General features: G+C 38.6%; 21 protein-coding genes. 5 read left to right on the top strand and 16 right to left on the bottom strand.

All coding sequences use genetic code 11. The features are described 5' to 3' along the window. Positions 1-35 precede the first annotated feature (35 nt). The 12 genes from AC2TDL_RS12075 to AC2TDL_RS12020 all read right to left on the bottom strand — a co-directional run bounded on the left by AC2TDL_RS12075 (position 36) and on the right by AC2TDL_RS12020 (position 12624). Positions 36-350, bottom strand: coding sequence for an MTH1187 family thiamine-binding protein (locus AC2TDL_RS12075; RefSeq protein WP_484696356.1), 315 nt, complete (start codon positions 348-350; stop codon positions 36-38). Positions 351-556: 206 nt separating this feature from the next. Continuing rightward, the gene (locus AC2TDL_RS12070) at positions 557-1900 is read right to left on the bottom strand and encodes a hemolysin family protein (protein ID WP_484696355.1); all 1344 of its coding nucleotides are present in this window, start codon (positions 1898-1900) and stop codon (positions 557-559) included. Between the two features lie 347 nt (positions 1901-2247). After that, on the bottom strand, positions 2248-2502 hold the full coding sequence (locus AC2TDL_RS12065) for a metal-sensitive transcriptional regulator (protein WP_484701155.1): 255 nt from the start codon (positions 2500-2502) through the stop codon (positions 2248-2250). Positions 2503-2810: 308 nt separating this feature from the next. Then, positions 2811-3917 (bottom strand): helix-turn-helix domain-containing protein, encoded by a 1107-nt coding sequence (locus tag AC2TDL_RS12060; protein ID WP_484696354.1) that lies wholly within the window; start codon positions 3915-3917, stop codon positions 2811-2813. A gap of 225 nt (positions 3918-4142) precedes the next feature. Continuing rightward, a complete protein-coding gene (locus AC2TDL_RS12055; protein ID WP_484696353.1) occupies positions 4143-4877 on the bottom strand; it encodes an ABC transporter permease in 735 nt (244 codons plus the stop codon). Then, on the bottom strand, positions 4878-5597 hold the full coding sequence (locus AC2TDL_RS12050; RefSeq protein WP_484696352.1) for an ABC transporter permease: 720 nt from the start codon (positions 5595-5597) through the stop codon (positions 4878-4880). Next, entirely contained in the window at positions 5594-6505 is a 912-nt protein-coding gene (locus AC2TDL_RS12045; RefSeq protein ID WP_484696351.1) for an ABC transporter ATP-binding protein, read from the bottom strand. The genes AC2TDL_RS12050 and AC2TDL_RS12045 overlap by 4 nt, the downstream gene beginning before the upstream one ends. A gap of 100 nt (positions 6506-6605) precedes the next feature. Continuing rightward, positions 6606-8096: a HAMP domain-containing sensor histidine kinase gene (locus AC2TDL_RS12040; protein ID WP_484696350.1), complete on the bottom strand. Its 1491-nt coding sequence runs from the start codon at positions 8094-8096 to the stop codon at positions 6606-6608. Continuing rightward, positions 8093-8761, bottom strand: a complete 669-nt coding sequence (locus tag AC2TDL_RS12035) for a response regulator transcription factor (RefSeq protein ID WP_484696349.1) — start codon at positions 8759-8761, stop codon at positions 8093-8095. The genes AC2TDL_RS12040 and AC2TDL_RS12035 overlap by 4 nt, the downstream gene beginning before the upstream one ends. A 157-nt stretch (positions 8762-8918) precedes the next feature. Continuing rightward, the gene (locus AC2TDL_RS12030) at positions 8919-11039 is read right to left on the bottom strand and encodes a methyl-accepting chemotaxis protein (protein WP_484696348.1); all 2121 of its coding nucleotides are present in this window, start codon (positions 11037-11039) and stop codon (positions 8919-8921) included. A 270-nt stretch (positions 11040-11309) separates the two neighbouring features. Further along, complete coding sequence (locus tag AC2TDL_RS12025) at positions 11310-11972, bottom strand: MBL fold metallo-hydrolase (protein ID WP_484696347.1); 663 nt, start codon at positions 11970-11972, stop codon at positions 11310-11312. Between the two features lie 187 nt (positions 11973-12159). Next, positions 12160-12624 (bottom strand): MerR family transcriptional regulator, encoded by a 465-nt coding sequence (locus AC2TDL_RS12020; RefSeq protein ID WP_484696346.1) that lies wholly within the window; start codon positions 12622-12624, stop codon positions 12160-12162. A gap of 163 nt (positions 12625-12787) precedes the next feature. Between AC2TDL_RS12020 and AC2TDL_RS12015 the strand changes: the two genes are divergently transcribed. The 4 genes from AC2TDL_RS12015 to AC2TDL_RS12000 all read left to right on the top strand — a co-directional run bounded on the left by AC2TDL_RS12015 (position 12788) and on the right by AC2TDL_RS12000 (position 18106). Continuing rightward, positions 12788-14434: an alkaline phosphatase family protein gene (locus tag AC2TDL_RS12015; RefSeq protein ID WP_484696345.1), complete on the top strand. Its 1647-nt coding sequence runs from the start codon at positions 12788-12790 to the stop codon at positions 14432-14434. A gap of 254 nt (positions 14435-14688) precedes the next feature. Then, positions 14689-16164, top strand: coding sequence for a catalase (locus tag AC2TDL_RS12010; RefSeq protein WP_484696344.1), 1476 nt, complete (start codon positions 14689-14691; stop codon positions 16162-16164). Between the two features lie 392 nt (positions 16165-16556). After that, positions 16557-17342, top strand: a complete 786-nt coding sequence (locus AC2TDL_RS12005) for a hypothetical protein (protein WP_484696343.1) — start codon at positions 16557-16559, stop codon at positions 17340-17342. A gap of 47 nt (positions 17343-17389) precedes the next feature. After that, the gene (locus AC2TDL_RS12000; RefSeq protein WP_484696342.1) at positions 17390-18106 is read left to right on the top strand and encodes an NAD-dependent deacylase; all 717 of its coding nucleotides are present in this window, start codon (positions 17390-17392) and stop codon (positions 18104-18106) included. A gap of 390 nt (positions 18107-18496) precedes the next feature. Here AC2TDL_RS12000 and AC2TDL_RS11995 read toward each other — a convergent pair whose 3' ends face one another. Then, entirely contained in the window at positions 18497-19480 is a 984-nt protein-coding gene (locus tag AC2TDL_RS11995; RefSeq protein WP_484696341.1) for a ring-cleaving dioxygenase, read from the bottom strand. 234 nt (positions 19481-19714) lie between these two features. On the opposite strand from AC2TDL_RS11995, the gene AC2TDL_RS11990 reads away from it, so the two are divergent. Further along, positions 19715-20644 (top strand): bile acid:sodium symporter family protein, encoded by a 930-nt coding sequence (locus AC2TDL_RS11990; protein ID WP_484696340.1) that lies wholly within the window; start codon positions 19715-19717, stop codon positions 20642-20644. Here the strand turns inward: AC2TDL_RS11990 and bioB are convergent. From bioB to AC2TDL_RS11975, 3 genes are all read right to left on the bottom strand, one after another. Then, complete coding sequence (gene bioB, locus AC2TDL_RS11985) at positions 20609-21610, bottom strand: biotin synthase BioB (RefSeq protein WP_484696339.1); 1002 nt, start codon at positions 21608-21610, stop codon at positions 20609-20611. The two genes, AC2TDL_RS11990 and bioB, sit on opposite strands and share 36 nt — an antisense overlap. Before the next feature lie 120 nt (positions 21611-21730). Then, positions 21731-23464, bottom strand: coding sequence for an ABC transporter ATP-binding protein (locus AC2TDL_RS11980; protein WP_484696338.1), 1734 nt, complete (start codon positions 23462-23464; stop codon positions 21731-21733). Beyond that, complete coding sequence (locus AC2TDL_RS11975) at positions 23454-24203, bottom strand: MerR family transcriptional regulator (RefSeq protein WP_484696337.1); 750 nt, start codon at positions 24201-24203, stop codon at positions 23454-23456. The genes AC2TDL_RS11980 and AC2TDL_RS11975 overlap by 11 nt, the downstream gene beginning before the upstream one ends. Between the last annotated feature and the right edge of the window lie 83 nt (positions 24204-24286).

Below are 24286 nucleotides of genomic sequence, written 5' to 3'. Positions count from 1 at the left end.
CAAGATTCTCCAACGAAGCTTGTGATTTCTTTGCTTTAATTGCTATTACCATTAAGCTTTTCTTGCACAGATCGCAGCTTTTGTTCAGAGGAGCTTGCTTTATCGCGCCGATCATCGATTTTAATCGAGGTGGAGACACGTTGTGCTCCAGAATGAAATGGTGTTTCATGTAAAGCAGCAATCGCACTCCATATATCTGCTAGCTCACCTTCAATAATGGTGCTCATTGATGTTAACGTATATTTAATCCCAGGCTGTTTCTGCAGCACACGCTGTAAATCTGCCACATATGCGCTTAGACTGGTGCTTCCTGTTCCAATTGGAATAATAGTTACCTCTGCTATTGCCATTCCCGCTTCCCTCCTGATTCGTTAATGATTACAGTGTCACTTTACTACAAATGAACCTATCCTAGCAAGGAACGAGACTAATCAATTATCCGTTTTAAACATAAAAATCCGTCATCTGTACGTTAAAACTGAGACAGACAACGGATGGATATTCATGCTATAAAACAACTTAACTTAAATTCTTTCAATTTTTTTGACTGTTTCTTTTATGCTTCAACTGCTTCAGTTTCTGTTGAACTGACTGCTTGCGAAACTTGTTGCTTACGAACCTCAATAAACTGCAATACTAGACCTTTTTTCTGCTTAATTGCAAAGCTATAGCCTTCGTGATAAATCAACTTATTCACATCAAGATCTGTATTTTGGGCAAACACCCAGCCGCCAAGCGTATCAACATTGTCATTTTCTAATGTAATATTCAACAATTCTTCCACTTCATGCAGCAATAATTTAGCATCAATAATATAATGACCTTCACTTAACATACGAACATGGGCAACCTCGTCGCCGTCAAACTCGTCTTGAATTTCACCGACAAGCTCCTCGATAATATCCTCAACGGTAACTAGACCAGACGTACCGCCGTATTCATCAACTAGAATTGCCATATGAATACGTTCTTTCTGCATTCGCTGTAAAATTTCTTTAATCGGAGTCGTTTCAATTACACTAATAATTGGCTTAATAAAGTCCTTCAAATTAAAACTTCTTGCTTTATCTGGATTTTCTAAGCCTTGAATTAGAAAATCTTTAATGTTAAAAAATCCGATAATATTGTCACGATCTCCATCATAGATCGGATAACGTGTATATTTCTCTTGTGAAATTCTTGTCAAAATTTCTTTATAGCTAGTATCGACATTAAATGCGACCATTTCTGTACGAGGAATCATAATTTCTCGTGCAAGACGATCATCAAACTCGAATACATTATTTACAAACTTCATTTCACTGTTGTTAATTTCCCCTGATTTATTACTTTCCGCAATAAGAAGCTTAATTTCTTCCTGCGTATGTGTCATTTCATTCTCACTAACTGGTTTAAAGCCAAATAGCCCAGAAATTACACGAGCCGAACCGTTCAAAAACCAAATAAACGGAAACAACACCTTATAGAATATCATAATCGGGCGAGAAAACATCAGTGTAATTTTTTCTGCTCTTTGAATCGCTACCGTTTTAGGCGCAAGCTCACCAATAACAACATGTAAAAATGTCGCCAATAAATAGGCAATAATAAATGTAAGTACAGTGATTAGACCATGTGGCATGCCAAGTGATTCGAACAACGGATCAAGCATAACCTCAAATGTTCGTTCCCCAACCATACCAATACCAAGTGATGTTACGGTAATACCTAACTGACAGGCAGATAGATACTCATCCAGATGAGAGGTGACTTCCTTCGCAGCTTTAGCTCCCTTAACATTTTCAGCGACAAGCTGATCAACTCGAGAGCTGCGAACTTTAACAATGGCAAACTCGGTTGCCACGAAAAAACCAGTAAAAATAAGCAATACAATAAAAATAGTTAAATAAACGATCGTCAAATCGATGTCTTACTTAAATAAATAAGTAAGACTTCACCTCCTACAATATGTTCAATAAGTTCTTTGTCATTGAATCATATTGCAGAGCTGACCTCCACGATGTGGATACAAAAACTATGGGACCTCATTTATTCCGTGTAAGCCAGCGTCTGCATATGATTATTCGTCCCTGTTGTGCGAATAACGTTCGCCAGCACTAGCTTACCGAAATGAAGTTTATCCTTCCCATTGCTCTTCCTCCTCATCATGTGAAATGTGAATAAAAAAATAGTTGATGCTATTGTACTACGTAACAGCATCATTTTCGTTGCAATTTTTTAAAATTTGTTTGTCATTATTAACCAGGGCTATTTTTTCATTAGCTTTTGAATCGTTACGAGCAGTTCATCTAGTACCGCTTCATCACCTTCATTCAGCCGATCAACGACACAGCCTTTTAAATGACCTTCAAGCAAAATTTTAGCTACGCCATTTAATGCAGATTGTGTTGCAGCAAGCTGGGTAATGACATCATCACAATACACATCTTTCTCGATCATTCCTTTAATGCCGCGAATTTGCCCCTCGATACGATTTAAACGGGTAATCATATCCTTTTTCAACTTTTCAGGATGATGACTTTTACGGCAATGCTCATCTTGCTCAAGATGGCAAGCCTCACTAAGCTGCCCAGCTTGCTCTAAATTGCTTTGCTTATCGCTTTGCGCCTCATTTAGAAGCTGATCACTATAATATGACAGCTCAGGCTGTGCAGACTGATCGTGCCCATGATTATGCTTCATCTAATCACCTCAAACGTACTACCTTTTCAACCTCGTTATCATATCATTTTAATATACCCTTCTAGGGTATGTAAAGTGACCAGCGGAAAATTATAATTCTACTTATCGTAACTAACTTCTAGTCGAAACTACAGCTTTAATACATGTCGAAGATTAGTAACGATAGCTTTAAAGGCAGGATCGTCCTGTATTAGACTAAAGCTAGGATTTAGCAGTACTAAATTTAACATATCTTTTTTTATTGATTGCTCATCTCGCGGTACTTGCATGCCAATTTGCAGTTCATTATCCATCCAATCATCAAGGAGGTGAAAGTAATCATCTCCTCGTAATTCATACGGCATCTTCATCATGCAGCATGTTTCGTAATATTTCTTAAGCATAGCAAGTGTCTCTTGAGTTCGCTGTTGCTGAGCATAACCAGTCGCAGCATTAATGTAGAATACTAGAACTTGATTAAGATTAAGTTCACAAATGTTATACGTTGAAATAAGCTTCTCTAAGCGCTGTACACATTTATCAAAATAGTCCGCATCATCAACTGTAAACATCATACTTTCAATTGTGCTGCTAACTAAGCCTAATAAATATTGATACATGCTTGCTTGCAGCATCGTCTTAGCCTTATCCCTATTCCCCAGCATCGCATGTGCTTTAGCAATCATTTGCTCGGTACCATAATGAAGCTTAATATCTTCACCTAGCAGCTCTAACAGCTCTTGCGGCTTATTATTCACCAGCAACACATGAGCATACAGCATATGCGCTTCTTGTCGCAGCTCATAGTCGTCACAATTAGCAATCGTCCGTTCACATAGCTCAATAATTCTTTGAAAAACAAGCTCTGGCTGTGATGATTTTGAATGATAGTTAAGGTAAAGTTGCGCCATGCGGTTTAGAAATGGATAACATGAATAATACTCTTTAAGATTTGCCTCAATATCAGCTTGTACAGCTTCAAAGCTCTCCGTTCCCAATCTACAGGCAAACTCCTGATACAGTTCTTTAATTTTATTTTTAGTTAGCTGCGGCTCATAGCCAAGCAATGCATCAATCGTCATATCAAGCAATGTTGCCAGCTTGGGCAGCAAGGTTAAATCAGGATAACTTAATCCTTGCTCCCACTTCGATACTGCTGCACTAGACACACCGACATATGCAGCGACATCACCCTGGGTAAACCCTAACTGCTTACGGCGCTCTGAAAAATGTCGAGCGAATTTTAATCCCTGCATCTTACTCCCCCCTTAGACTATAGCAATCGATATCGGTTTGCTTAGCTTAATCATAATGTGTTTCCTCTAATTTTCCTATGTATTATAAGTAATATTAGATTAAATAAATCAACTGATGGTTGAATTTACGAAAAAAAGAGCATAAATAGCGCTAATAAAAAATCCCTTTAACCACTAAGCAGAACAGTTAAAGGGATAAAGACACTGCTAGATTATATAACCTTTTTATACTTCCTTGCGCTGTAGATAGATATAACCACTGATCGTAAATAGTAAGAAGCTCGCACCAAGTACTAGGCTTAAATGATTTAACGATGCATAAAATAAACCGCTACTTTCAGGATCATCGTATAAATTCATCATTAAAAATGGCTGGCTCCACGGATAGTAAGGAGCATATTTTGAATTTAGCACCATCATATTCGGGATCGTAAAAATGACATTGAAAGCAAATGGTGCAGCTAAAGATTGAAACAGCATAGATACCCAAATTAATAATGCAATTAATGGCAGTGATGCTAGCCAACCGCCGATAAGCCCTCGCGATATTAATTCGAACGGTAGCGATTCCCCATATTGCTTAATGAGTCCTGCAGCAAATAAAGCGATAAACACAAAAATTTGCATAATCAGTACAACCAAGCTTACGACTATAAACTTTGCACAATATACTTTGCCTCTTGTTGTTGGTAAAGAAAACAGTTGTTTCCAGCCCCCTGCTTGGTGCTCATAGCGACAAATTAAGGCAGCCAGCACTCCTAACATTAACGGCATGAGCAAGCCTCCGTAAACTGCATTTGCAATTAAAAAAACATAAATATATTTCATTCCTGTATATTCAGGATCACTCATATCAGCACCTATTCCAATTAGAAATACGATAATAGGGCCAATGATTAAAAATGGCAAAATGTTTGTTTTACGCAGCTTAAACCATTCAGTTGCAAGCAATGCCTTCATCTAAGCCACATCCTTTCTCATAAAGTGCAGCATTCCAATAATAAAAAGTACTAAACTAATACATGCACCTATTCCAATGCTTAGCCAAGATAAAGGCGATGTTGCTTCTGTTAATAATGAAGGCCATCTCCATACAACCCAATCAGGCACATATAGCGACATAATTGAGCTTACTACTCCAATTACACTTAGACTAATCGTAAAGCCTTGATTGCTAAAAGTAACCGCAAACCATAGGTGCAAAGCGATAATTCCTTGCGAAGCCAGCCAAGGGAAAAAGCTGAATTTTAATATGGACAGCCATGGAATTTCATCACCTAAACCTAATGTCATTCCATAAACTGCAGTGCCGATCGTTAAAATGACACAGGACACCAATAATAGGGTTGAAGCAACGATATATTTCGATAGATATACCGTACTTCGCTTTACAGGCAAGGCAAGCCAAAGCTTCCAAGCATTCGTTTGTGATTCAATACTGGCAAGTAGTGAGCATAGAATGGCTATCCCAAGAACAACGACACGTGCCGTTAACGGTGACATCCAATGAAGATAATAAGTCCAATCATCATCACTTTGCGCTAATAAATAATCTTTACGTACACCGTAGTTGACCATCTGCAATCCAATTACCCCAAGCGGACCTAGTATCGCCAGAAACCATAAACCTTTGCCTTTTAATTTTATCCATTCTGAGCGTAATAGCATGCGCAGCATCATAGACTTACACCGCCTGTCATTTCAAGGAAAATGCTCTCCAGCGATTGCTTATGCTCTTGTACACGATAAATATCATGCCCTTGATAAACGAGCTTTCTTACCGCTTCAGCTACTAGACGCTCTGGACAATGCGGCAATACAAGCTGTCCAGCTTCATACTGAACATCCATATTAAGCTGCTGCAGCTCCTTTGCTGCTGCTTGCGGTTCGCTGCACTGTACGTAAATAACTGATGATGCAAGCTTACGCATATTGCTAATGCTATCCTGATAAATTAGCTTTCCTTTAGAAACGACCCCAACTGATGTAGCAATTTGATCAATTTCCGATAATAAATGACTGGAAATTAATACGGTCATACCGTATTTTTGCGGCAATGACTTAATAAGCTCCCTAATTTCAATAATCCCTGATGGATCTAAGCCGTTCGTTGGCTCGTCAAGAATTAATAGTTTAGGATTATGCAGGAGCGCAGCAGCAATGCCAAGTCGCTGCTTCATTCCAAGTGAAAAACCTTTTACTTTACGGTGCGCCGCCTCAGTTAGACGTACAATTTCTAGCACCTCAGATATTCTACTAAATGGTACACCAACAATTTGCGCAATGACTTTCAAATTTTCATAAGCTGTTAGATGCGGATAATAGGATGGATTTTCTACTAATGAACCAACCTGGCGCAAAATTTCGATCCGAGATTGATTTAATGATTTGCCAAAAATTTTAATTGTCCCCGAAGTTGGCCTCATTAATCCGAGCAGCATACGAATTGTTGTCGTTTTACCCGATCCATTCGGACCGAGGAAGCCATAAATTTCACCTTCACGAATACTTAAGTTAATATGATCAACCGCTTGTTTTTTCTGAAAGATTTTTGTTAATTGCTCTGTTTGTACAATTATATTACTCATTGTTTTTCTCACCTCGAAACCTAGTATAACGAGTGAAGGTTAAACCCCGGTCGAGGTGAAGTTTAAGTTTTGGTTAAATTCTATTAAAGCATTGCTTAAACTATTTATTGATGGGCTTGCGAATTTCTACAATAAAGTAAGGATGCTTATACTCCTTTGTCCATGTTAACCCCATTCCTTTAATCATCATATCAACAATTGATAAACCAATTCCGCTGCCAGCCGATTGATTTGCTGCTTGATGATTCATTTGGATTGACTTACGGTCTTCATCCCAAGCATTCCTTTCCAGCTCAGATGATACATGCTTATTTGGCTCGCTCCGATCAGCTTGTCCCTTATTTGGCGCCGCAATAGTATCCGCACCCGCTATACCAAAGCCGCGATCGATAATGCGAATGACATCGTATCCTTCACAGCTCGCTGTTTCAATTGCGACATATTTCCCATGCGCCGCATGACGCAGCACATTTTGCAAAAGATTATCAATAATCCGCTTCATCCAGCTCCGATCAATGTTCCAGTTTGGCTGCTTCATTTCATCCAGCTTTACTTCAAACTCAAAGCCATTTTGCTCAAACACTGCGTACCAAGCCGCAGCCTGCTCCCGTAAAAAGCGCGGCATTGCCACCTGTTTCAGCTCCATCCGATAGCGATCGCCAATTAATAAAGTATAAGCAAGCAAGTTATCGACAAGTTCATCAAGCTGTCGAATGGAGCCTTCTAAAGCCCGTGCTGTAGCTACCGCCTCGCTTGGCAGTTCAAACTTGCTAAGCGTATATGCATTGGCACGAATCTTCGTTAGCGGAGTGCGAATGTCATGAGACAAGTTAGCAATTAATTGACGTCTAACCTGTTCCTCCTCCTGCTCTCTTGCACGGCTTAGCTTCAATTCATAAACCATTTGATTAAAGGATTGCTCTAGCTGACCAATCTCATCCTGCTTTTTAACCTCAATCGGGATTGGCAAAGCATCCACATCACGAATAGTCATTGCATCTTGCAAAGTAAGTAGACGCTTGCGAATGTTTCGGAAAAATAGATAGGAAATTACGATAAATGAGGCAAGAACAATAATGATCGCAGCAAACACCAAGTTTCCGTACTTAAAATAAAGGTTTTTATTTGGTGAGTTAAATAAATTTCGCGGCAGTTCAAGCGAAACAAAGCCATTTTGCCCGTTCTCGGAAGCAAAGGCAATAACCGTAAACGGATCGTTTCCATATCTTGATTTTATATATTGTGCTGTATAGATTGCAGACCAATTGGCAGGCAGATCTTCTGTAACATTCCAGCTTTTTGTCAACTCCCCATTACCATTCACCCAAAACATCGTTGCCTCGGGATATTGCTTAGACCACGACTCAAATAAATCTTCTACAGCATGATCAATATTATCGCCCAATTTCTGAACTGCATTATGCCACTCCTGTTCTACCTTTGTATAATCAGGAGTTTGCTCTGTCATCTGTCTTTCGATACTCGTAAAAATAACTGCTGATCCTAGATAGACAACTTGAAATAAAATAAGAGCGATACAAATAAGCAGCATATATTTTGCTTGTAATGATTTAAATAACCTTTTTTTCATAGCTTCACCCGATAACCGATGCCGCGAATCGTTTCTATAATTGTCGGCTGAGACGGATCAATTTCAATTTTTTCACGTAAATAACGAATATGTACCATTAATGTCTTATCTCCCTCAATGTAGCCCTCGCCCCATACAAGCTCGTATAGCTGCTCCTTCGTCAAAATTTGATTAAGATGACGAATAAAGCAATGAAACAAATGATACTGCTTACCTGTTAGAATAATTTCTTCCTCTGTTCTTGTATCAATAATACGCAGTTCCTTCGTATACACTCGTAAATGCCCAAGCTGCAAAATTTGCTCCTGCTTTTGGAAACGGCGAAGCAGTACCTCTACACGCGCAACAAGCTCATCGGGATGAAACGGCTTTGTCACATAATCATCAGCAAAGCTTAATCCTTCTAGCTTATCTTCTACTGCAGTCCGTGCAGACAGCATTAAAATAGGAAGCTCTGCATTAACCCTCTTTAACCGTTTTCCTACTGAAAATCCATCTAAGCCTGGCAGCATTACATCTAAAATTGCTAAATCTGCCTGTTTGGCAAAGTTTTCAGCTCCATCTCCAGAAACTAACCAATGTACGACATATCCTCTTTGCTCTAGCTCCCGTTTAAGCCAAGTACCAATTTCTCTATCATCCTCGATATATAATATTTCACTCATCTATTTCAGCTCCGTTCACACCTCTGTTATTTGCATCATTATATCTTGTTATATTAACTGCATAAATATTAAAACTAAAAAAAGAGGTTAGTCAAACAATCAGCTATTACTGATGTTTCTACTAACCTCTTGTATTCCATTCTGCTATTCTTACAACCTACTTAGCAGAAAGTAGTTTAAACTTGCTTAGATCCGATTGTAATTTAACGGATAGTTCTTGTAATGTTTGTGCAGAGCCTTGGATTTGCTCGGTTGCCGCAAGCTGCTCCTCAGCTGCTGCAGCCATTGTTTCAGCTTCATTTGCACTTTGCTCAGAAATCACTGCAATCTCAGCAATCGATGCTGTAACTTCTTCCATCTCTGCCGACATCTCTTCTGAAGTTGCCGATACCTCTTGAATTTGCTCACTTACTAGACGAATACCATTTATAATTTCATCTAGCGTTTCTTTAGAGCGATGTATAGACTGAATTCCTGCATCAGTTTCAATCGACATTGCTTTCATCGACTCAACTGTTTCTTTTACAAGCGTACTTACTTCTTCTAACAGCTTAGAAATTTCTGCAGAGGAACGCGCGGATTGCTCTGCTAAAGAACCAACTTCTTTAGCGACAACAGCAAAGCCACGACCGTGCTCACCTGCACGTGCTGCTTCAATACTAGCATTTAACGATAACAACTTCGTTTGTGAAGATAAATCCAAAATAAACGAAATAATTTGCCCAATTTGTGCAGAGTGCTGATCTAGACGTGAAACGATGTCCGCACTGCGCTCTTGTGAACGTTTAATGTTATCCATTTGCTCAACACTTTGCTCTAGCTGTTCACTACCAGTCATTGCTTGTTCATTAGTAAGCACGGCTACGTGAGCAACCTCAGATGCAGCCTCGGCAATACGATTAACACCTAGTGCCATTTCATTCATTGCGATCGAGCTATCTCTTGTTGTACGTTTTTGACTTGTTGTACCTTCACTTACTACCTGCACAGACTCTGCTACCTGCTTCATCGCCTCTGCTGAATCTCGCGCAACAGCAGCTAGCCCATCTGATGCTTCTAATACTGTAAGTGCCATATGTTGATTACTATTTAACACTTTGCTTACAGATGCATGCATTTTATTAAAGGCTGTACTAATCTCATTTAACTCATCGCGAGTTTGCAGATGAACTGGCTGTGAGAAATCACCTGCAGCCATAGCCTCTGCGCTTTGCTTAAGAGCTTTAACAGCATGAATAACATTACGATAAAAGGCAATATACATTAATACAATTAAAATTCCTGCTAAAACTAGAATTCCGTTAATAATCGTCATATACAGTTTTAGCGAAGACTCTCGTTTTTGCAGATCATCTGCAACAGTTGATTTCAATTGTGTAATTAACTCATTCATCTTTGTAATCATATCTGTACCCTGATTAAAATATTCATCAGGATTCATCGTTAACTGTTCTGCTTCTAAAACTTCTTCATTTAACACGGTTAAATAGTTTTTCGCCAGTTCCCCAATATGAAATAGTTGCTCGATTAACTGATTATGCTGGTTTGTGTCTAAATCTGATAAACGTACTAATGAACTATTAATTTCTTTAATATTCTCCTCCGCTACTTTCTCCAGTATTCGAAGCTCACTTTCTACGGTAGCGTTCAAAGTTCCTGAAGAAAGTACACCATTGCCTTTACCGCGAATAATTGCAGTATATTCCACTAATTGAGGAAGATCGTTTACTAGCAAATCAATCATATAAAAAGATTCTATGTTAGTATCTAATGTTAACGTTGATTCATCGGATACGATCCTCACAATGCCAAGAATGTCCTCAACAAGCTCCGAGTGAGCTGTAAAGCTTGAAGGTGCATCCATCGATGTATACTGAGCACTTAAATCCTTCCATTTTTGAACTGCTTCGTTCCAAGCAGCATAACCTTCAGGATGTTTACTTTCATCAAACGATTGTCCAATATTTAGAATCATTTGATTGATTTCTTCTTTTTTTGTCTCTAGCTGAGCTTCAGAAGATGTGTTTCCATTCAAATAGCCATTAACCATCCCACGATGCTGCTGTATTTGCAACGCTAACGGCCATATTTCGGTTAATTGTTCTAAACCATGCTGCTCGCTAACTAATTGACTTATTTCTTTCTGCTTCGTTGTATTCCATGAAAGATCCAAAAAAACGATTGGTAACATAAATAATAGACTGATAAGCACAAACTTCTGTTTATATTTTGCTCGACTCATGACCGCCATAAATGGTTTCATCATTTTTTCCCACATGTCAATTCTCCTCCAGGATTAACCACGTATGTCCTATGTACTATATATCGTCAAAAAATTAGTAGACTTACATGTATAATAGTTTAATTATCATGTATTATTTACTTTTTTATGAATTTTTCATTAAATGTTCACAAAAATCAAAAATACTATATAAGCCAAAAAACGCATTTACTAATTCTTAATAACTAGTAAATGCGAAATAAATTTATTCATATAAATGTCAAATTTTCAATATTATCATTATATAATTCGTATCTTATCTTTTCTTTATCGCTCCGCTTGGCTTAAATATTGCTCGATTTGTGTATGTGGATTCTGCACATCTGCACTATGTGCAATACTAACAAGCTTAGGTTTGAGCTGGGCAACGATCTTTCCACTGGCGATCGCCTGCTTCATATTTGCAGTGAACATTGCCATTGGCCTTTGCAGCTTACCATTCTTCGATGTAAATAGATCGCCGCTAATAAGTACATTATCTTTTTGATGATAATAAACAACATGACCTGGGGAGTGACCAGGAGTGTGATAAGGAAGTAAATCTCCTATTGGTGACAGACCTCCTTGCTCATCGACCGGCAGAGCTTGAACAAGACCTGGTTCGACTAACTGCTCTGCTTTTTTTCTGCCCGGAAATGGCTGTATTCCTTCCATGTACGGAATATCAAGTGAATGAGCATAAACAGGAAGCTTTTTACGCTTTATCATTTCCTTTAAGCCAGCAACATGATCGGAATGTCCATGTGTGAGCAGAACACCTTTTACATCGCCTAGTTTTTCTGCTATCCGCAAAATCTTTTGACCCATAAATGACATCCCAGTATCGATAATATAAACTCCTTGTTCGGTTTCAACTAACCATGCACTAATTTTAAAAAAGCACCATGCTTCAAGCTTCGTAATGTGTGGTGAAATTTTTTGAATTTTCATAATATTTTCCTCCTAATGGGCTTAGTCGCTTTGAAATATTAAAGCTCTTCCAAACGCTTTATGTCGCTCCGGAACAAAATGACTTCCTTCCACTTTTTAAAGCCTGTTGCAGGAGATAATGATTATGGAGGCAACAGACTTTAAAGGCGGAACACTCGTTATTCAGACATTTGTTTCTGCGCTCGTTTTATGATTCCTTAGATAAAACCTCTAAACTAACTTGATCTAGACCGATTCCTTCTCTTAAACTTGCGTACATATCATCGACTAACTGGTATATAACATCTTGATTTTGTGCATATTTACCGTCACGCATAATATCCACCGTTAATTGCAGCGCTCGTAATGCTGCTTGGTAAAACGTAATTTGACGCTCAATATTTTTGATTTTGCTCAAAAACATAGCGTTGGAGGCTGCGTTACATTGCTCTGAGACAGGTCTTTGCTCCAACTCCAGCAGTAGCTTTATCTCCTGCAATGAAAACCCAGCATGCTTCAAAACAGTGATAAATTTAATTGCTCGTTCACAACCTTCATCATAGCTGCGATAACCGTTCTCCAAGCGAACAGGATGGAGCAGCCCTTCTGCTTCATAAAATCTAGCCGTATCATTAGAAATTCCATACTTATCAGTAAACTGTTTGATTCGCATAATCTAGCCTCCTCTTAGCACTGCTCTCAACCTTAACTTGTTATAAGCGTATCATTGGAGTACACTCCAAGGTCAATACTTCATGTAAAAAATTTGCATGAAAAACTTAACATTAATCCATACTGATATAGCAATAATTAATGAATGATTTGAAGGAGTAGTTATGAATAGTACAAAATATAAACGTCAACGATATAAACGCTTGTTATGGATTCCTTGCATAATCGCACCGCTTGCCGTATTACTATGGCTGCTATTAGCTTCCTCGATCACTGATGAGCAAAAACTAGGTAAAACTGTTAGCGACAAACTGTTTACTAAAGCTCAGACTGCGGGAAAACCCGTAATTGTTCTGCTCTTTGATTCATTAATGGACAAGACATTGCAGCTTGCTATAGAGGAAGGGAAAGCCCCTGCTTTCTCCTTTTTAATGAAACACGGTGATTATTATCCGAACATTGTAAGCTCTTATCCTACTATGTCAGTGACAATAGACAGTTCACTGTTAACAGGAAGCTATGCTGATCAGCATCATGTACCCGGACTAATATGGTTTGATCAACAACATAATCAAATAATCAGTTATGGCAGCGGACCACATGAAATATATGAAAATAATATAAAAAACGTATTGCAGCATAGCATAATCGATCTGAATCAATCGCATTTAAGTCATGAGGTGTCGACTCTTTATGAAGAGCTTGCCCAGTTACAAATTGAAGCAGCATCAATTAATGGCTTGGTATATCGTGGAAACACCTCGCATGAGCTGCATGTACCAAATCTTTTCTCCCAGCTTGATCTATTACCGAAAAACATTACAGCATATGGACCAAATTTTCTCTCATTAGGCGTGCTGTCACAATACAATAAAGCAAATGATCAACATAATTATGCTTGGGACAGATATGGCTTTAATAATCAATTCACGATAAATGAGCTTAGCCTGCTAATTTCACGAAATCTACTACCTGCGTTTACACTAGCTTATTTCCCAGATGCTGACGGCAGTTTACATAAACATGGTCCACATGATACAGACGCAATTGAGCATGCAGATCAGAGCCTGCAGCAGCTATTAAATTTATTCGGCTCCTGGGAAAATGCGTTAAAAGAAGTGATTTGGATAGTGCTTGGAGACAGCGGACAATCTGCGGTAGGGAACGATAAACAGCTGAGTTTACTGAATATCAATGAATTATTAGCAGGCTACAGTCTATGGAGTACAAAAAATCCAGAAGGACAGCTAGCTTTAGCCTTAAATGAACGAATGGGCTACATTCATATTCTTGAACATAATTTATCTATAGATGAGCTTATCGCAAAATTTAAACAGGATAAGCGGATTGGCTTTATTGCATGGAAGGAGCAAGCTACGATAAATGTCGTTAGTCCTCACTATTCAGGCACATTGCGCTTTGCTCCACAAGGCAAATATACCGATCGCTATCATCAATCATGGACACTAGAAGGTGAACTGCAAATTCTCGGTCTCCGATTAAATGACCAAAATCAAGTGGAATACAGTCATTATCCTGATGCATTAGCTCGCATACAAGGAGCACTGACAGCACAACAGGGTAAATTTCTCATCGTTGACCTGATGCCTTCCTACGAGTTGCAAGATAGAATTAGCTATAACCATGTTGGAGGCGGCTCCCATGGCTCGCTTTATAAGGAGGATTCACTTACTCCGTTAATTGCCGTTGGAACCGACAACAAGCTTCAAGACGAAAGAATTGTAGCTCTAAAGCAATGGCTTATCAATATTGTGCGTACGCAAGCAGAGCGCAATCTACCTTCAAAATAAAACTCAATCACCCTTCAAAAATAAATACAAGACTTACGACTAAAACTTAAGTAAGGAATGCCTCTTAATGTGAAGCATTCCTTTTATTTTGGCTTATATTGCCTGATGCGGTTGATTTGCTTAAACAGAAGCATTTTTTATTTTAAATGATGATAAATTAGTTGCTTCATCAAACCTTCACTTTACTTTTAGACTAAGTATAATATAATACTTAGTATAAGTTCAGTTATAAATCTTTTTTGGGAGGAATCAACATGAGTAATGATAATAGAAAATTAACAACTGCTTTTGGTGCTCCTGTAGCGAATGATGATGATACACTAACTGCAGGTCCGCGTGGTCCTGTTCTTTTACAAGACGTATGGTTACTTGAAAAACTTGCACATTTTGATCGTGAAGTGATCCCTGAACGTCGTATGCATGCAAAAGGCTCTGGTGCTTTTGGTACTTTCACTGTTACAAACGACATTACAAAATATACTAAAGCTAAATTGTTCTCTGAAATCGGCAAAAAAACAGAAGTATTTATTCGCTTCTCTACTGTAGCAGGTGAACGTGGTGCTGCAGACGCAGAGCGCGATATTCGCGGCACAGCAATTAAATTTTATACTGAAGAAGGCAACTGGGATATTGTAGGTAACAATACGCCTGTATTTTTCTTCCGTGATCCTAAACGTTTCCCTGACCTTAACCACGTTGTTAAACGGGATCCAAAAACGAATATGCATAATCCGCAAGCAAACTGGGATTTCTGGACTAGCTTGCCAGAAGCATTGCACCAAGTAACCATCGTTATGAGTGATCGCGGTATTCCTGCTTCGTACCGTCATATGCATATGTTTGGCAGTCATACGTTCAGTATGTATAATGCAAACAATGAACGTGTATGGGTGAAATTCCACTTCATTTCCCAACAAGGTATTAAAAACCTTACAAGTGAAGAAGCTGCGAAAGTCATCGGTCAAGACCGTGAATCACATCAACGTGACCTTTACACAAACATTGAACAGGGCAATTTCCCTAAATGGAAAATGTGCATTCAAGTTATGACTGAGGAACAAGCAAGAAATATGCCATATAATCCATTCGATTTAACTAAAGTATGGTACAAAAAGGACTTCCCTCTTATCGAGGTTGGTGAGCTTGAATTAAACCGTAACCCTGAAAACTACTTTATTGATGTAGAACAGGCTGCATTCTCTCCAGCAAGCATTGTTCCTGGTATTGGTTTCTCACCAGATAAAATGTTGCAAGGTCGTTTGTTCTCCTATGGGGATACTCAACGCTATCGCTTAGGTGTAAACTACTGGCAAATTCCAGTTAACTATCCGAAAAATGTGGCTAACTTCTGCCCATTCCATCGTGATGGTGCTGGTCGTGTTTATCAAAATAATCCTAGCGTTCCTTACTCGCCAAATAGCTATGGTCATAACCAAGACAATAAAGAGCATCAAGAACCAGCTCTAGATTTATTTGGTGCAGCGGATCACTGGAACTTCCGTGAGGATGACGATAATTACTACGAGCAACCAGGTAAACTGTTTAATCTTCTTTCTGCGGAAGAAAAACAAAGATTGTTCAAAAATACTGCTGAAAATATGCAGGGAACTACAAAAGAAGTTCAATTACGTCATATTAATAACTGCTACAAAGCAGATCCTGCCTATGGTAAAGGCGTAGCAGATGCTCTAGGTATTTCTTTAAGTGAAGTTGAAGCAGCTTCTAAATAATTAATTTGCTCTTATCTCATAACCATACTAGATGGGTTTTGCTCGGTTGTTGATTCTCATTTAAATAAATAAGCCGATCAGTTCAAGATAGAAGACTCCTCCTTCGATTACTTGAATTGAGCGGCTTTTGCTATTTTATTCAAATTGTTATTTTATTTATCACGAGTTTCCTTATAAAATAACAAAAGGATTTGCCAAGCTGCGCCGATTCTGTGTAAACTGTAAAGAAAGAACAATGCTACTAACGAAATTGACATGCTAACTCAATGATAAATAAGCAAGCTTCACCGTTTTCTGAGTTACTATTGCTATTCTCGCAATTAGATGCTGACAATTTGCGTTATACCAATCGTCAATCCAGTTTTTGAATTGAGAGAAAGGGGCTTTTGTCCTTGAAAAAATATGCACTTTGGGCGCTAATCCTTTGTGTTTCTGGCGCAGTGCTGTTTGGGTGCGCACAGAAAGCCAGCAACAACTCTACAAGTAAATCTGAAGTCGCAGATACCAACGAAATAGCTATGCAAGAGGAGAATGAAATTGTATTGGCTGAACAGGCTGATGCTATGATTTCTATAACAGGGATTGAGCAAAAAAATAATGAACTTGTTACACCGTTAACCGTTCATATTGGAGATACTTCAAAAAGTTATCCGTGGGAAAATGTTGCTGCCCCTGATTACTACCCAGAGGTTATCGTGACTGATCTTGATTATGATAATGATAATGAAATATTTATTTTTCTTGTAAAAGGCTTTGGTACAGGTATTCTTAATTCTGAAGCTCATATTATGAAATCAGATTTTACAGAAATTACTGCACCTAATCCGGCTAAAGATGTAAAAAATCTGTTGTTAACTGAAGTCATCGAGCACGATGACAAGCAAATTTATAAGATCAAATTTAATAATAAAAAATATACCTTCTCCTTCAACATGGATGAAGCCGCAATGTGGTTTGAAGAAGCAACAATAGGTAAAATTACGCAGTATCGGATAGAAAATAATCGATTAATTGTATCACAATCATTGCAAGTATCACCTAGCATTTTTATTGCTACGATCGATACAAGCTACCGCCTAGTTAATGGTCAATTTAAGCTGGAAAATAGTGTGTTTATTGAAACTCCGCAGGAAACAGAAAATACCGAGCAAGAAATCGAAAAGACGGAGTCCAAGTAAAACTTGCATCTTGTTCATGCTAAATATTCCGTATCCGAGGTGATCGTATGCTTGCTCAATGGCTTACTGAAGCAAAACATATTGTTGTATTTACAGGGGCAGGCATGAGCACTGAAAGCGGTGTGCCTGACTTTCGTTCTGCCAATGGATTATGGCGTACATATAACCCACAACAGCTTGCTAGTGTTGAAGCAATGGAGCATAATAGAGAGCAATTTATTGCGTTTTATCGAAGCAGAATTAAGGCGCTTGAAAGCGTCATACCGCATAAAGGATATGATGTACTTAACAAATGGCAATCAAGCTTACAGCTAAAAACAATCATTACGCAAAATACAGACGATTTACATGAACGAGCAGGGAATAAAAATATAATACCTTTACATGGAACGATTACCAAGCTGCATTGTCAGCGATGCAAACTTCCCTATTCTGTCAACTATTACTTAGAGGATAAACCGTATTGTCAATGTGGTGGCTTCCTACGTCCTACAGTAGTTTTGTTCGGGGAATATTTGCAGGAGCAGCATTTAGCTATGGCTGAACGTGAGGCAAAAAAAGCAGACTTATTTATTGTATTAGGTTCCTCTTTAACGGTGTCACCTGCCAATTATTATCCGTTGCTGGCAAAACAACAAGGAGCTAAACTTGTTATTGTTAATTATGATCATACTCCACTGGATTCATATGCTGATCTAATTATTAACAATAAAAGTATTGGGGACTACTTACAGGAAGTTAATAGCAGGCTTTACTGTCGTTAAATAAAATGTAAAAGCTGCAGTGCCAACGCTGTGGGGAATTGCAGCGAGCACTGCAGCCAAATGCCAAGTGTATTACTATTATTGTGCAAAATCAGATTTTTTATTCTCTGTAGCACGATAGACTAGCATTGCCTGTGCCTGTTATCACATTGTTGCAGGTTTGACATGTATAAAATTTTAACTGTTTCATATTTCCATTATCCTTTTCATTTGGATGTAAATCGCCCACTAATATTTTTTCTATTTCTACTCCTAGCACGCTTGAGAGCTTACCTACTTTACGATTGTCCATGTTATTCCACAAGACTGGATTACTAAGAGAGCTTATGTTAACTAAGAGAATAGCGCAGCGCATTGCTGCTATTTTGAGGCAAAAGGTAAAGTAAAACCTTACAAATACTCTTTTTCAAGCTTTAATGTGCTACGCACTGTATCAATTGGTCTAACTAACGCTTCAATTTGCGCTCGTTGTCTCTCTAAAAATGGAGGAAGTGAAAGTTTCTCCCCGACTGTTTCGTATGGTTCATCACCCATAAAGCCTGGTCCATCAGTTGCCCATTCAAACAAAATTCCATGCGCTACGCGAACATATAAAGATTCAAAGAAAAAGCGATCGACATAGCCTGAGGTCGGGTAGCCAAAAGATTTCATCCGCTCAATCCACTCATAAAGCATGTCCGTATCAGCTACACGAAAGGCTGCATGATGAACTGTGCCGTAGCCCTGTCTAGCTGGAGGCAGCACTTCATTATGTTCAACGATTATCTGTGCACCATTTCCGCCTTCACCGACCTCATATAAGTAAAGTGAACCTTGCTTCTCGACCTGACGCATAAGCATCGTCCGTTCAAGCATCTCCTTAAAATAATCAATTTGTGCAATACGAATATGAATTGGACCTAAGCCTGTAATTGCATATTCTAAGGGAACTGGTCCATTTTGCCATGGCATTCCAGATCCGACTCCGACATTGTGCTCATCAGAAATAAGCATGTAATGCTGATCGTCGAAATCAACAAAATTAATGATTTTTTTGCCAAATAGCTCTTGAATCCCCTCATGCCTAACCTCATATTTGTTAAATCGTTTGATCCAGTAAGCTAATGCTTCATCATTGGGAACACGAAATGCTGTTTTATAAATTTCATTTGTTCCATGTTTTCCTTTATGAATTCCTGGAAAATCAAAAAATGTCATATCTGTGCCTGCTGAACCTTTATCATCAGCAAAAAATAAATGATAGGCTTGAATATCATCCTGATTAACAGTTTTCTTTACAAGTCGCATTCCTAATACATAGGTGAAAAAATGATAGATTTTTTCTGCACTGCTTGTTATTGCAGTGACATGGTGAATACCTTTTAGCTCGTTCATATTCATTCCTCCATATTTATCTTAATTTTAAGATATTATACAAAAAAATTTTAGCTAACTAATCATTAATCCAACTCGAATTATATCTTAAATTAAAATATCTTTAAGTTGAGATAACTTTAACATATCGACTACATTAATGTCAACTGGTTTACTTTTTGCTTCTGCATGAGTGAAAATGTGTTACAATGATATCGTTATTTTAACGTACCAAATCTAAAAGAAGGACTAACTATGCTCGAAAGGCTTAATCAATTTCTGCAAAAATATATCCCTATTCTTACCCCGCTAAGCTTGATTATCGGTGTAATATTTGAGCAGCTTGGCCATCAACTGCTTTTTTTAGTTGTTTGGTTGTTTGCCTTTATGACCTTTTCGGGCAGCTTAAATATGCGGTTTAGAGATATTCAAGTATTTAAGAAGCATCCTGCTATTATCGTGTTTGTATTACTCTTTCTTCATTTGCTGATGCCGCTTTGGGCTTATGTATTAGCGCATTTCACTTTCCATGATCATTTGCTAACTGTTGGATTTGTTATGTTTGTCGCTGTGCCAACTGGTGTAACAAGCATGATTTGGATTCAAATTTGTAAAGGGAATTTGCCTTTAGGAATTGCGATTGTACTAATCGACACGCTACTGGCTCCAATAGTAATGCCGCTGCTGCTTTTTATTGTATCAGGGCAGCATATTCAATTAGATACAGCATCTCTCATGCTTGACCTGCTGCTTATGATCGTCTTACCTACCTTAGCAGGCGTTTTACTTAATGAGCTTACAAAAGGAGCACTTCCGCAAAAAATCGGCAAGAAGCTTGCTCCTTTCTCTAAACTTTGCTTATTTTCTGTAGTTGCGATTAATAGTAGTGCTATTGCTCCGTACTTCAAAACGATCGATTGGCAACTTGCTACTGTACTACTGCTTGTATTTATTATAGCTGTAACAGGCTATTTATTTGCCTACTTGATTGGGCGATTTGCGATTAAAGATATAGGGCTAACTGCATCATTTGTATATACAGGCGGTATGCGCAATATCGCCTTAGGAGTCGTTATTGCAACAAGTTACTTTCCAACGAAAGTAGCAATGCCTGTCGTACTCGGTATGTTATTTCAGCAAGTGCTTGCCTCAATCTTCAGTAAATTGTTCAATTTCAAAACCTAAATCCTCAATCATTTGATGATCGCTTATAGCTGCTTGACCTTTCGTAGTTAAATAATCACCTACAAATATTGAGTTGGCTGCATAAAGTGCTAACGGCTGAAGGGAGCGAAGACTAATTTCCCTTCCGCCGGATATGCGAATTTCTTTGCTCGGACAAATAAAACGAAACAATGCAATAACTTTGAGAGCTTGTAAAGCAGAGATAACGTTGCGATGACCAAGCGGTGTTCCTTGAATCGGCATAAGAAAATTAATCGGAATCGAGTCTGCATCAAGCTCTCGTAAAGCAAACGCCATATCGACAATATCCTGTTCAGTTTCCCCCATGCCAATAATAACTCCAGAGCATGGAGAAATGCCTGCAGCTTTAACCCGCTGCAATGTCTCAATTCGCTGTTCATAAGTATGTGTCGTTGTAATTGAAGGATAGTGCTGGGAACTTGTATTGATATTATGATTGTAGCGCTGTACCCCTGCCGCAGCGAGCTGCTCTGCTTGACCTTCTTTTAATAAGCCAAGACAAGCACAGATTTTTAAAGGCATAGTTCTGCGAATTTCTTGAACCGCTTCAACAACCTGTTGCAACTCTCTATCTGTTGGTCCTCTTCCAGCAGCTACGATACAATATGTACCTGCCTTACGTGCCAATGCTTCTCGCGCCCCTGCTAATAATGATTCCTTATCTAGCAATGTATACTTTTCTACTGGAGCAGATGATATTCGCGACTGTGAGCAATAGCCACAATCTTCTGGGCATAATCCGCTTTTTGCATTGATTAACATATTTAACTTCACTTTTTTGCCAAAATAATGTTTACGAACCTCAAAAGCAGCATGTATGATTGGCAGTACCTCATCATCTTCCGCTGTTAGCACAGCTAACGCTTCCTCATTGCTTAAAGCAATCCCCATTAAAGCCTTATGCGATAACTGCTGCCAGTTGACCGATACATTTATCGTACTCATATCTTTTCCCACCTTTTTTGAATATTGTTAACCTTAAAACAACAATAATAGGTTAACAATTAAACATCCTCATTTTAGCAAAGGTTATTTAGATAGTAAAGATTTGAAATTTATCGCTTCTTACGCTTGCAATACTGACTCAGTTGAACGTGCTACAAGCTTTTGATAGTAATCATGATATTGCATAAGCTCCTCATGTCTGCCTACTCCTGTAACAACACCGTTCTCTAACACGACGAGCTGATCCGCATGCGTCACTGTCGATAATCGATGGGCAATAATAATTGTCGTACGTCCCCTCATCGCATGCTCAAGTGCCTGTTGCACTAAGCTTTCTGATTCTGTATCCAAACTAGAGGTGGCTTCATCAAGCAACAATATTTTTGGATTTCTAAGTATTGCTCTTGCAATCGCAATTCGTTGACGCTGTCCTCCAGATAACTTAACGCCGCCTTCACCCACTTCGGAATCTAAGCCATATTCCAGCTCTCTTACAAACTGCCAAGCATTTGCTTTCTTTAATGCTTCGATAATCGCTTCATCCTCCACCTCATGCTGCATACCATAGGTAACATTATCACGAATCGTTCCATTGATTAGCGGGCTTTCCTGCGATACATAACCAAACATCGCGCGCCACTCGCCAAGTTTAATATTTTTTACATCCTGATCCCCATAGTAGAGTTCACCGCCAGCAATATCATAATAACGCTCTAAAATAGAGAAAATGGTTGTTTTACCGCCACCGCTGCCGCCAACTAAAGCAGTCGTTTTCCCTGCAGGAATCCGTAAACTTAGCTCATCAAAAATGCGTTTTTCACCATACTGGAAAGCAACTTTCTCTAATACAATATCTGCTTCTGTCTTTTTTAGTTCCTCACGGCCTTCTGCCTCGGTTGGTTCTTCTAGCAGCTCATGCAATCTCTCCGTTGCCCCGATCGCCTTTTGCAAGGAGGTAAAGAACGTCGCCATTTGCGTAAACGGTACAACAATTTGCACTAAATAAAACATAATCGCAATAAGTTCTCCTGCAGATAATGCGCCTCTAGCTACTTGCGCACCACCATAACCAAAAAGCACCGTTAACACAATCATAATAATAAACGTCATAATTGGGGAAAGCATGGACATTATTTTTGCTTCCTTCAAGCTATAGCGATACAGGTTATTTATTTGTTCCTGTCCTTTTTTCTGCTCGATCTTTTCTGCTTGATAAGCTTTAACTAAACGAATATTTGTGAGCACTCTTCCCAGATTACCAGAAAAAGAAGCTAGTTCATCTTGATTTGCCAGCGCAATATTATGAATTTTTTGCCCTAGCGGCAGTAATACAGCTATTGCCAACGGAACGGAAATTAACATCATCAGCGTCATTTTCCAATCCATCCATAAAAGAATTACTACTGATCCGACTACAGACAATAAGCCTGTAAAAAAGGAAATGAAATGCTGAGTAATAAGCTCTTTAATGACATTCGTATCCTGTGTAATGCGACTCATCGTTTCGCCTGACTCGTGATTATCAAAATATGTTAGACGTAAATAGAGTACGTGGTTCCATAATTTTTTACGAATTGCCGCCACGATTTTGCTACCAATCGCAGTCATCATATAAAATGCAATACCAGAAATAACTGCTTGAAGCAACAGCGCTAAGCCTACTAGAATAAGTGAAAACCAAGACATTCCTCCCTCTGTAAAGGAGTTAATAACCTTCATCGTTAATAACGGTACCGCTAATCCAAATACTGTTTCAACGATACCAAGTATGATTGCAAGCACCATCATCCAACGCGGCGGATTGGCATCCTTAATCAGTTTTAATAATTTATTTAACTGAAAATTAGCATTCATCTTTATTCTTCCTTTCAAATATTTGCATTTTATCAATAATTGCAATTATCCATTCCTCTTCCTGCTTTGTAAAAGGAGTTGGAAATAGTGCATCGTCCATTTCTACATTATCACCGAGCTGTGAAGTGCTTTCGACTGCTCGCTCCAGCAAGTCTTTCGGAACAATCGAAAACATTTCCTTAATTATCGGAATGACTTGATCGTCGTCTAGCTTACGTGCGTAAGCATCACGCAGTTTTTTTATATAATCCATAAAATGCGCATTTTGCTCGATTAACTCCTCGGATGATATATCATAAATTTCATTCACAAGCGGCTCAGGTAATATAGTTTTTAGAAATTCTTTCTGTTCTTCTTGTTTGATAACACTATGAATAAGGGAAAGAAAAATATCTGTATCAATCATTTGTTTTTTCTCTATTAATGCTAACGCATGTTCCAAAGAGGCAATTGTTCTTTCAATCTGCTCCTTTTTTTGCTGCAATTCTCGTTTTTGCCGCTCTAGCGACGTTTGAAGGCTACCTTGTGAACTCGCCATCACCTCTTGAATATGTTCGAGTGAATAGCCAAGCAGCTTGAACGTAACGATATTTTGCAGCACAATTAAATCGTGATCACTATAATATCTTCTGCCTGATTCTGAAAGATGGGACGGTTTAAGTAAACCAAGCTCATCATAATAACGCAGTGCTCGCACAGTTACACCTGTTTTTTTAGCAAATTGTCCAATTGAATACATGGCTTCCTCCTTGAACATTTCAATTCAGTTGATTAGCTAATCACTTCTTTATTTATCAATCATTATAAATGCTGACGTTACGT

It is taken from the genome of Paenibacillus sp. plas6 (assembly GCF_057221655.1).
This window is presented reverse-complemented; position numbering and strand designations above follow the sequence as displayed.